Source organism: Stenotrophomonas sp. HMWF003 (assembly GCF_003061285.1).
Classification (GTDB): domain Bacteria; phylum Pseudomonadota; class Gammaproteobacteria; order Xanthomonadales; family Xanthomonadaceae; genus Stenotrophomonas; species Stenotrophomonas maltophilia_AP.
In genome coordinates this window covers 1-8,946 of the sequence record NZ_QAIW01000089.1, presented here as the reverse complement: position 1 = coordinate 8,946, position 8,946 = coordinate 1, and the positions used below count along the sequence as shown (strand labels likewise).

At 61.9% G+C, this 8,946-nt stretch carries 7 protein-coding genes and 4 pseudogenes; 5 read left to right on the top strand and 6 right to left on the bottom strand.

Features of this window, described 5'->3' with window-relative positions:
* The coding region (locus DBR34_RS03610; protein ID WP_128095739.1) for an HAD-IIB family hydrolase at nt 1-469 on the bottom strand (469 nt) is incomplete at its 3' end.
* A 163-nt stretch (nt 470-632) separates the two neighbouring features.
* Between DBR34_RS03610 and DBR34_RS03605 the strand changes: the two genes are divergently transcribed.
* Together DBR34_RS03605 and DBR34_RS03600 are read left to right on the top strand one after the other, a co-directional pair.
* Nucleotides 633-2,135 carry a YifB family Mg chelatase-like AAA ATPase gene (locus tag DBR34_RS03605; protein ID WP_128095738.1) on the top strand — a complete coding sequence of 501 codons (1,503 nt, stop codon included), beginning with the start codon at nt 633-635 and terminating at the stop codon, nt 2,133-2,135.
* Nucleotides 2,136-2,363: 228 nt separating this feature from the next.
* Nucleotides 2,364-2,516, top strand: a pseudogene (locus DBR34_RS03600) (magnesium chelatase domain-containing protein); the annotation flags it as partial.
* 357 nt (nt 2,517-2,873) lie between these two features.
* Here the strand turns inward: DBR34_RS03600 and DBR34_RS03595 are convergent.
* Nucleotides 2,874-3,044: a hypothetical protein gene (locus DBR34_RS03595; RefSeq protein WP_258223641.1), complete on the bottom strand. Its 171-nt coding sequence runs from the start codon at nt 3,042-3,044 to the stop codon at nt 2,874-2,876.
* A 530-nt stretch (nt 3,045-3,574) separates the two neighbouring features.
* On the opposite strand from DBR34_RS03595, the gene DBR34_RS03590 reads away from it, so the two are divergent.
* Nucleotides 3,575-3,907, top strand: a complete 333-nt coding sequence (locus tag DBR34_RS03590; protein WP_128095735.1) for a hypothetical protein — start codon at nt 3,575-3,577, stop codon at nt 3,905-3,907.
* Nucleotides 3,904-5,412 carry a hypothetical protein gene (locus tag DBR34_RS03585; protein WP_128095734.1) on the top strand — a complete coding sequence of 503 codons (1,509 nt, stop codon included), beginning with the start codon at nt 3,904-3,906 and terminating at the stop codon, nt 5,410-5,412. The genes DBR34_RS03590 and DBR34_RS03585 overlap by 4 nt, the downstream gene beginning before the upstream one ends.
* A 191-nt stretch (nt 5,413-5,603) precedes the next feature.
* On the opposite strand, the pseudogene DBR34_RS22070 reads toward DBR34_RS03585, so the two are convergent.
* A pseudogene (locus DBR34_RS22070) lies at nt 5,604-5,798 on the bottom strand (chemotaxis protein); the annotation flags it as partial.
* 17 nt (nt 5,799-5,815) lie between these two features.
* Nucleotides 5,816-6,366, bottom strand: a pseudogene (locus tag DBR34_RS03575) (transposase); the annotation flags it as partial.
* Between the two features lie 241 nt (nt 6,367-6,607).
* On the opposite strand from DBR34_RS03575, the pseudogene DBR34_RS03570 reads away from it, so the two are divergent.
* Nucleotides 6,608-7,069 (top strand): annotated as a pseudogene (locus tag DBR34_RS03570) (ATP-binding protein); the annotation flags it as partial.
* Nucleotides 7,070-7,118: 49 nt separating this feature from the next.
* On the opposite strand, the gene DBR34_RS03565 reads toward DBR34_RS03570, so the two are convergent.
* Together DBR34_RS03565 and DBR34_RS03560 are read right to left on the bottom strand one after the other, a co-directional pair.
* Entirely contained in the window at nt 7,119-8,405 is a 1,287-nt protein-coding gene (locus DBR34_RS03565) for a type II toxin-antitoxin system HipA family toxin (RefSeq protein ID WP_128095732.1), read from the bottom strand.
* Nucleotides 8,402-8,686, bottom strand: coding sequence for a helix-turn-helix transcriptional regulator (locus DBR34_RS03560; protein ID WP_128095740.1), 285 nt, complete (start codon nt 8,684-8,686; stop codon nt 8,402-8,404). Before DBR34_RS03560 ends, DBR34_RS03565 begins: the two co-directional genes overlap by 4 nt.
* Nucleotides 8,687-8,946: the final 260 nt, after the last annotated feature.

The following is an 8,946-nucleotide window of genomic DNA, read 5'->3' as shown; positions in this document are numbered from 1 at the left end:
GCATCGCCGGGTCCATGTCCTCCACCCGCCGGTACGACAGCGGCACGTGCGACAGGTGCGAATCGGCCACCGTGTAGATGCTGATGTCCTGATTGGGCGTGTACATGCGCCGGCCATCCAGCGCCTGGAAATGGATACCCAGATCGCGCGCGATCCGCTCGCAGAACAGGAAGTCCTCGAAGCTCAGCGGATACTCCACCACGCGCTGCCCGCTACCGAGGTTCTCCACCACCGCGCCATTGCAGGCGATGCAGAATTCCGCATCGCCCTCGATACCCAGCTCGGTCAGGAACGGTGCCAGCCCGGACACCGGCCGACCGCTGGCCAGCACCACCCGCACGCCCTGCGCGCGGGCCGCGGCAATGGCCTGCTTCACCCGCGGCGTAAGCTTGTGGGCGGGGTTGAGCAGGGTGCCATCCATGTCGATGGCGATGAGGTGGACCGGGCTGGGGCGGTGGGGCATATCCATCAGGTTCAACATTCGGGCGGTGCACGGGGGACCTCCAGTCTAGCGGCAGCGCATGAACGGCCGCGACCGCAGAAGCCCGACGCCACGCCGGTGCGAGCGCCTACATACCGGGCTGCGCGCAGCCGCCATCATCGCCCTCACCCCAACCAACCCCGGTAACCGCATGAGCCTGGCGCTGGTCCACAGCCGTGCCCGCGCAGGCGTCAACGCGCCCGCCGTCCGCATTGAAGTGCTGCTCTCCGGCGGCCTGCCGCACACCCAGATGGTGGGCCTGCCGGAAACCGCCGTGCGCGAATCGCGCGACCGCGTGCGTGCCGCCATCGTCTGTTCGCAGTTCGAGTTTCCGCAGCGCCGCATCACCATCAACCTGGCCCCGGCCGACCTGCCCAAGGAAGGCGGCCGCTTCGATCTGGCCATCGCGCTGGGCATCCTCGCCGCCAGCGGGCAGATCGATACGCAGGTGTTATCACGCTACGAATTTCTGGGCGAGCTGGCGTTGACCGGTGAGCTACGCGGGGTGAACGGCGTGCTGCCTGCCGCGCTTGCCGCCGCCCGGCTTGGCCGCACCCTGATCGTGCCACCGGAAAACGCCGCCGAAGCCGGCCTGGCCGGGCACGCCGATGTGCGCGTAGCGCGGACGCTGCTGGAAGCATGCGCCGGGCTGGGCGAGCGCACGTTGCCCAAGGCCCTGCCTGCCGACGTCGCCAGCCTGCCCATGCCCGACCTGCGCGACGTACGCGGCCAACCGCAGGCACGACGGGCATTGGAAGTGGCCGCTGCGGGTGGTCACCACCTGTTGCTGATCGGCACGCCGGGCTGCGGCAAGACGCTGCTGGCCTCGCGGTTGCCCGGCATCCTGCCCGACGCCACCGAGCTGGAGGCGCTGGAGACTGCCACGGTGGCGTCCTGCACAGGCGGAGGCATCGACACGGCGCGTTGGCGGCAGCGCCCGTACCGATCCCCGCATCACACGGCCAGCGCGGTGTCGCTGGTGGGCGGCGGCTCGTTCCCGCGCCCGGGCGAGATATCGCTGGCGCACAACGGCGTGCTGTTTCTGGATGAGCTGCCCGAGTGGAGCCGCCATGCGTTGGAGGTACTCCGCGAGCCATTGGAGTCGGGCCAGGTGGTGGTCGCCCGCGCCTCGCGCAGTGAAGCGTTTCCTGCACGCTTCCAGCTGGTGGCCGCGATGAACCCCTGCCCCTGCGGCTGGGCCGGTGACCGGAGCGGGCGCTGTCGCTGCGCGGGCGATGGCATCCAACGTTATCGCGGCCGCGTGTCCGGCCCGCTGCTGGACCGCATCGACCTGCATGTGGAGGTGCCGCGGTTGGAGCCGCACGAACTCCGCGATGACACGCCGTGCGGCGAAGACAGCAGCACGGTGCGGGCGCGGGTAGTGGCGGCGCGCGAAGTGCAACTGGGCCGCAGCGGGAAGGCCAATGCGCAGTTGCAGCCCGGCGAGCTGGCGCAGCACTGCCGGCTGTCCACACCGGACAGGCAACTGCTTGAGGATGCGGTGGAACGATTGCAGCTGTCCGCGCGATCGATGCATCGCATTCTTCGGGTGGCGCGGACGGTGGCCGACCTGGAGGGGAGTGAGGACATTCGGACGGCGCATGTGGCCGAGGCGATCGGGTATCGGCAGTTGGATCGTGGTGGGAGTGGATGAGCTGTCGCAATCGCTTAGCATCACGAAGAATCACGCTGCCCAAAATTCATTGCACGATCATGAATAGGAATCGATAGTGCCAGAGCGCCTGTAGACTTCGTGGCACGAAGCCGCTGATTGACGCCTGCCTGTTATTCCAGGTGGTGCATATTAGAGACAGAGAATACGGTGCAGGATCCTCGCACTAGTCCCTAGCCGCGCCGGCGCCCATCGTCAACGCGACTTGCAGTCCGCGTTGAAGTAGTGCTCTCCGGCGGCCTGCCACACACCCAGATGGTGGGCCTGCCGAGAACCGCCGTGCGCGAATCTCGCGACCGCGTGCGTGCCGCCATCGTCTGTTCGCAGTTCGAGTTTCCGCAGCGCCGCATCACCATCGACGTCCCCCCCCGAATTTGAGGGTGTTGCCTGATAGCACTGCTGCCAAACTGGCGCGTAGGATGTGTAATGCCCAAGGCTTCGGTCGGCTGCTAGCAAGGTCCCCTGCACTCAAATAATGTGGGTGCCCCATCAAACCTTCGTCTCATTAGCCGCTACCTTGGCCAGATGCTCGGTTCTCTCAATGAGCCCGGAAAGGTGGAGCCTCATGCCGTTGGGATCGAAGCCTACCTGGCCAGGGAACCGCTTATTAGCCAGATAGTGATCCACGTAGATCTGTTGGGCGGACATTGCAGCAGTGATCTGTGCTGTCAGCAGCGTGTACCTGGCTTGATCCTTCTGGGCTGCTGCCGAATCAGCAGTCTATGCGCGCGTTAGCTGTAGTTCCTCGCGTTGCAGCTTTAGCTCCTTCGACTGAAGAATGATCGTGTAGATCAGGGCGCCAAACGCCAGGCTGGAGAAAAGCGAGTCCACGGCTCCAAATGTTTCGCCAAAGACGCCGCTCTTCGTCCAGTCACCAAAGGTGAAGTACATGACCAGGCCAAAGATCACCTGGAGTGCGGCTACAGTTGCAAGAATAAGGACCAGCTGGCGGTGCTCTCTCTCTCATTTCAGTGTTTCGTTTCCATACCCAAGTGCGGTGCTACGTTGATGGCTGCCCACTCAAATGATTAGACATGATGACAGTGAGGGGGGCTACGACGCTGCTGGTGCGCAGCGTCGTAGCCGGCTCGGCACCAGCGACTGTTAGCGCTAGCGCGCCGCTACCATGTAGTGGACCGATCCTTCGGTTACTCATTCAATGGGTCTGAGGTTGTCCGGGGCGACCAGAAGCGCCGAACCTCCACTCTACTGATCGATGTGCACCGACCGGGAGGGGGGCGCCAGTCTGATCAGTGCGCAGTTTGACAAAGGCCTATCTTATTGAAATCGATGTATTTCTATTCTTGATGGGGCAACTGCGGTCGACCGTTCGGCTCGCCCAAAGGACCCCGGGAATCTCACTTTTGTACTCGCATGAAGCGACCTACATCATGGGGTCAACTCAACCGCAGGACTGCTACATGGAACCGAAAGACCCTAACGCCCACGACGTCATCTATCCCGCAGGCAATGACACCTACCATGCTGTGCGCTCCATCGATGAGTTTGGTGAACTGGCACACGCAGCTGCCTACGCCCTCCAACTGATGCGTGATGGGAAGGTCCATCATGCGGATGAAGCGCTCTCGCAGGCAACTGCAGAGCTCCGCCGCGTTCGCTTTGCCAAAGAGGGGTACAACCCTCACCTGAAGGCACGCCGTGTGCTTCAGAGCCGTACTAACGCCATTGAGGTGGTCAATAAGCGTCATGAAGTCGCTATTGACGAGGAAACGTACGAGGAGACGCTGCAATGAGCGCTCGCCACAGCATCATGCCCGGCTCTGGAGTCGACCCTGAATTCCGCGCCAGCCTGCGGACGCACTTGACGGACATTCTGGGCACCGATCTATCCATCCAGGAAGTAGACAAGACCATCCTCGACTCGCCCGAAGAGGCCGAAGCGGTGAACGCGGCGTTCAAGCGGATGAGCAGTAAGCGGGCTGTTGAATCAGGGACTTGGAAGGGGAGCAACCAGTGGAAGCGGGCAACTCAGTCCTCCCGACCGGAAATTACTACTGCCTATGACGACCACGGCTACCTCACCACCGAGGTCCAAGGAAAGTACTCGCACGGGTTCCTGTCCGAGGAAAAAACTGAATTGGGAATGCGCGCCCTTGAGGGCCGGCGTCTGCTCTGCAGTGGGCTGAGCGACAGCGTGAAGGAACAGCATTACCGGTCGCTTCTAGAGTGGGTTGAACAGCCGGGCGAAGCGGATATTGGCAAGGCTGGTGATGGAACTGCGGATGGCCCGCACTTCGTTCAGGAGATGACTGGGGACTCTGTGCTGGGCCAATCGATCTACAAGATTGATCAAATTTTTCAGGCTGCTTACGACTCAGGCGAGAGAGCATGGAGGAAGGCGCACAATGCGGCGGACTTCCTGGCGACACCTCCGGAGGTTGTGCATGAGTTGGTGGTAGCTGCTGCAGAGAAGACAAAGGCCGATATCGATGAAGCCGCTCGGCAGGGAAAGGAATGCTCAGCTGGAGCCAGCCTGGCGATCCAGGTTGCTGCGGCCGTATCCGCCAATAGGGCCATGGAAGAGATTTGGAGTTGGTGCGAGTTGGAGGTGACGGCGGAAGATGATGCGTCAACTCTTTTGGCGTTGCTGCTCGACGCCAAGGTAACCAAAATTCCCAGTAACTTCGGTGACCACCGTACTGCGGGATCTGTGGAATACCGGCTCGAAAAGTGGCTTTCGAAGTACATGGGGTCAGGTGGTTGCCTGCCAGAAATGAATTCTGGGGTCCGCCCGATGGGGCGTACCGATATCGACGCTTGCGTAAAACACAGCCGCATCTTGCAGGATGGCTACATAAGACGGCAAATTCGACGAAAAAGGGAAGTTAAGACGGCTTTTCAACAGTATGGTGGAGAGTGTGTTCGATTCATATTTCTGCTTTGTCTGGCCGCGGCATACAGCACCAGTCGTAGAGTCGCCAACGAGTTTCCCGGTCGCAAAAACCCCACGTACGCTGTCTTTACGCCTCGCAATGACCTCGTGAACGGGATCCCTGATAGCCTCAGCGCACACGCTACCACCTACCTTGAGAGAATGGCCGCGCTCATTCATCGCTCCATGGGTGATGACTGGGCATTCGATCTGGAAGCGCTGCGCAGCCATCGGGGGGCAAAGGTATTGCGGTTCAGCCGCCAGGTCGAACTCTACCAACACATAGTGGATGGTCGCTCCGCGCCAGAGTTGTCAGGGATCTACCAGTTCCTGACAAAGCGAAAGTCGGGGGACGATCCGCTCTAGCGGATGTGCCTACGGGGTAACAGAAGCTTCCCACGGGCAGTGGCCCGTGGGCTTTCATGTAGGAGGCATCCTAGCGATGAACTACGTCCATGCGTCGGACTTTGCATTGGCGGTGGTCGCCCGCCGTGGCGTAAAAAAAGCGCCACGCTGGCCAATCGCCTGTCGGATTAGTTGCTCGACAATGCCTATCGTCAGGCCACCTTTGAGTCAGACACTGCCCCTACCAGCGCCTTCGACTGCGCTTCTAGATGCCTGGCTGCGGCGGTGGCTTCTTCCACGAGTGCAGCATTCTGCTGTGTGGTCTTGTCCATGCTGACAACTGCCTGATTCACCTGCCCAATCCCAGCAGCCTGCTCTGCGCTGGCCGCAGCAATCTCATTGATCAGCGTTGTTGTCCTGCCGGCAGCCCCTCGCTCTTCATCAAGCGTGCGAGGCGATGACCACTACACGCCTCGCCAAGTTCGCGCAGATCTGTGACCACTTTGCGGTGGCCGTACACGGAACCGCCTTCCAGCCAGCTGTGCTTTATCAGGCCGAGCAATCGCTGATCATCTTTGTCGCGAGCGCTTGCCGGCTCTTTCAGCCAGGCGTAGTAGCCACTGCGGTGGACGCCAAGCATACGGCACATCGCGGCGACGCCGAACTCATCTGTGTGTTGCTTCATGTCGGCGTACTTTGCTCTTACCCCTTTGCAAAGTACGCGGCGGCTTTTTTTAGGATGTCTCGCTCTTCAGTGACTCGGCGCAGCTTCGCCTTGAGACGGCGCACTTCCGAGTTCTGGTCCTGCTCCACACGCCGACCAACCTCGCCTTTGCCGTGCTGCCGCTTCCAGCCGTAGAGACGGTGGATCGACATGCCCAGTCGCTCTGCAACTTCCGCTACCGGACGGCCGTACTCAACGATCTGCCTGACCGCCTCGACCTTGAACTCATCGGTATACCGCTTCGTGCTTATAACCACCTCTGCCTAAGCCATAGTTTATGGCTGCGAGGTGTCTACGGAACCCTGGGCGATTCAATGCCTGATGCAAGGCGGCATCCATTCCCGTGGGAAGTCACCGACGAGGCAGCGGTAATGTGGCTAAGACTGTCCATCAGAAGCCTCCCCAGCAGTGGACTGAGTAAGATTGAATAAATTATTGATTCATAAGAACCTTTCCAAGTGTCCATGTAGCTACTTTTACATGTGCACCAGTGGCTGGGCCGGCGACCGGAGCGGGCGCTGTCGCTGCGCGGTGGATGGCATCCAACGCTATCGCGGGCGCGTGTCCGTCCCGCTGCTGGACCGCATCGACCTGCATGTGGAGGTGCCACGGTTGGAGCCGCACGAACTCCGCGATGACACGCCTTGCGGCGAAGACAGCAGCACGGTGCGGGCGCGGGTCGCGGCGGCACGCGAAGTGCAGCTGGATCGCAGTGGAAAAGCCAATGCGCAGTTGCAGCCCGGTGAGCTGGCGCAGCATTGTCGGCTGTCCACCGCAGACGGGCAGCTGCTGGAGGATGCGGTGGAACGGCTGCAGCTGTCCGCGCGGTCGATGCATTGCATTGTTCGCGTGGCGCGGACGGTGGCCGATCTGGAGGGCAGTGAGGAGATTTGGACGGCGCACGTGGCCGAAGCGATCGGGTACAGACAACTGGATCGGGGTGGCGGGGCTTAACGGTCTCAGACGCGCCTGAGCAGCAGCCCAGAAACCCAGCCTTCGACTATCACCGGTCAGCATCCACCACGGCATCCATCACCGCGTTGTCCTGCACACCGGTTCCGATACGCGTCGCTACTGTCTTCCAACCGCGCACAACCGCCCGCACCTCATCCAGGATCTCCTGGGCAGCGCGCCTGCTGAGCCGATAGTAGTCGTGCGTGCCGATCAACAGGCGGGTGTCCGGGCTGGGATCATCCGCATTGATGCACAGTACATGCACGTCCTTGTCCGGGTTCGGGTTGATGTCAAACGCGGGCGACAGGCGCCACCCATTGGGCTCGCGAAGGAAGCCATGGTTGCGCAGGTGATCGTCGCGATTGCCAATCAGCACGTTGAAGGCCACGCGACGAAACAGCTGGTGCAGGTCGTCTTTTATCGCAGCAGGTACGCCGACGTTCTCGATGGCATGCGCGATGTCGAGATAACTGCTGTTCTCACTGTCATCGACATCCAGCACGGTGAACGCCGACGCGTACGCCCGGCGGCCGCCGGACGCGGGCCGGTCAAAGCGTTGCACCGCAAAGGTCGTGCCCAACGGGGACAAGTGCATCGGCTTGGCCTCAGGCATCCAGATGCCGGCCGCCCGTGACAGCTGGTGCGTGAGCCATTCCAGATTGCCAACGTCATGGCGATCCTCGGCCGAAGGAAACTTGGCCAGCCACAACGTGCCGTCCACATCGCGTGCGCTCGCCTTGGGCCTGGCGCCACCCAGCGATGCGCCCGGCGCGATCAGCTGCTTGATCCATTTCAGCTCCTGATCGTTCTTTGCCTCTTCCCCCAGTTCAATACGGCGTGCGATGGCCTCGAGCTCTCTAAGGTCGGTCATCGGCGGGGCACTCAAACCGTGCGCGTCGAGGAAGCGACCATCATCAAGCCGCAACCGCAGGGCACCCATGCGGCTTTCGTCGTTGACGCCGATCAGGTAGTCCCACGCACGCAGGACACGTGCCTTGCGTTGGTGCTCGCGGGCGGCAATGACCTCACGACGGTCCATGAGCTTGCGGCCCCATCGATCCGGCGAACAATCTGCAAAGGCACCGGTGAGCTCACCGGCGCCTGTACGTGCGCGGTGCAGGCCGGGATGCAGCGGTAATTGGGGATCCAGCTGAAAAGGTTTGGCCTCAGCCGCTTTGTCGAGCCAGGCGGGCGCGTACTGGAAATCGATGGTGTCACCGCCCCGGCTGGGGCGGCGCGCAAGTGTCCCCACGCGCGCGGTGCCGCCAAGCGTGGCGTCATCCAGCCACACCTCGACATCCGTGGCCTGCGGCATGTCTTCTGCGGCGCGGCTCATTTCTTCACCCCCACCGTGCGACGCAGGCGGCTGTCCTGGAGTTCGCGCCCCAGCGCATCCTCCTGCGCGAGCGCGTCGATATCCCCATCCAGCCCCAGTGCGGTCAGTACACGCACCACCGTGGAAAAGCTGGTGGACACGTCCCCCGCCTCCAACTTGCCGATGGTGGGAACGCTCACGCCGACCCGGGCGGCCAAGTCGCCCTGGGTCATCTCGCGACGCATTCTTGCCGTGCGCAGACGTTCGCCCAACGCACGCAGCTGGCGTTGGGCACGGGGCATCAAAGGGGGAGTTCGCTTGGCCATGCAAGATTAAATTACATTTCCGGCCTTGAATTGCAATTTAATTTTGCATTCCGCACCGGATTTCGTTCAGGCGGAGTCGCGATAGCGGCACGTGCCCCGGCCAACGGGCCAGCGTGACTATTGATTCCAGCGCAAAAGAAATTCCCGAATTCCCCGCTTACTCCGCAAAGATCCAGCCACCAGACTGTCCGGCATCCGAACCATCGGCCCCCACTGGATCTCCCCATGTCCCCCGC

Excerpts from the sequence above, each read along its gene's own strand:
- DBR34_RS03605 (WP_128095738.1), top strand. The coding sequence starts at position 633 with ATGAGCCTGGCGCTGGTCCACAGCCGTGCCCGCGCAGGCGTCAACGCG.
- DBR34_RS03595 (WP_258223641.1), bottom strand. The coding sequence starts at position 3,044 with ATGTACTTCACCTTTGGTGACTGGACGAAGAGCGGCGTCTTTGGCGAA.
- DBR34_RS03590 (WP_128095735.1), top strand. The coding sequence starts at position 3,575 with ATGGAACCGAAAGACCCTAACGCCCACGACGTCATCTATCCCGCAGGC.
- DBR34_RS03585 (WP_128095734.1), top strand. The coding sequence starts at position 3,904 with ATGAGCGCTCGCCACAGCATCATGCCCGGCTCTGGAGTCGACCCTGAA.
- DBR34_RS03565 (WP_128095732.1), bottom strand. The coding sequence starts at position 8,405 with ATGAGCCGCGCCGCAGAAGACATGCCGCAGGCCACGGATGTCGAGGTG.
- DBR34_RS03560 (WP_128095740.1), bottom strand. The coding sequence starts at position 8,686 with ATGCCCCGTGCCCAACGCCAGCTGCGTGCGTTGGGCGAACGTCTGCGC.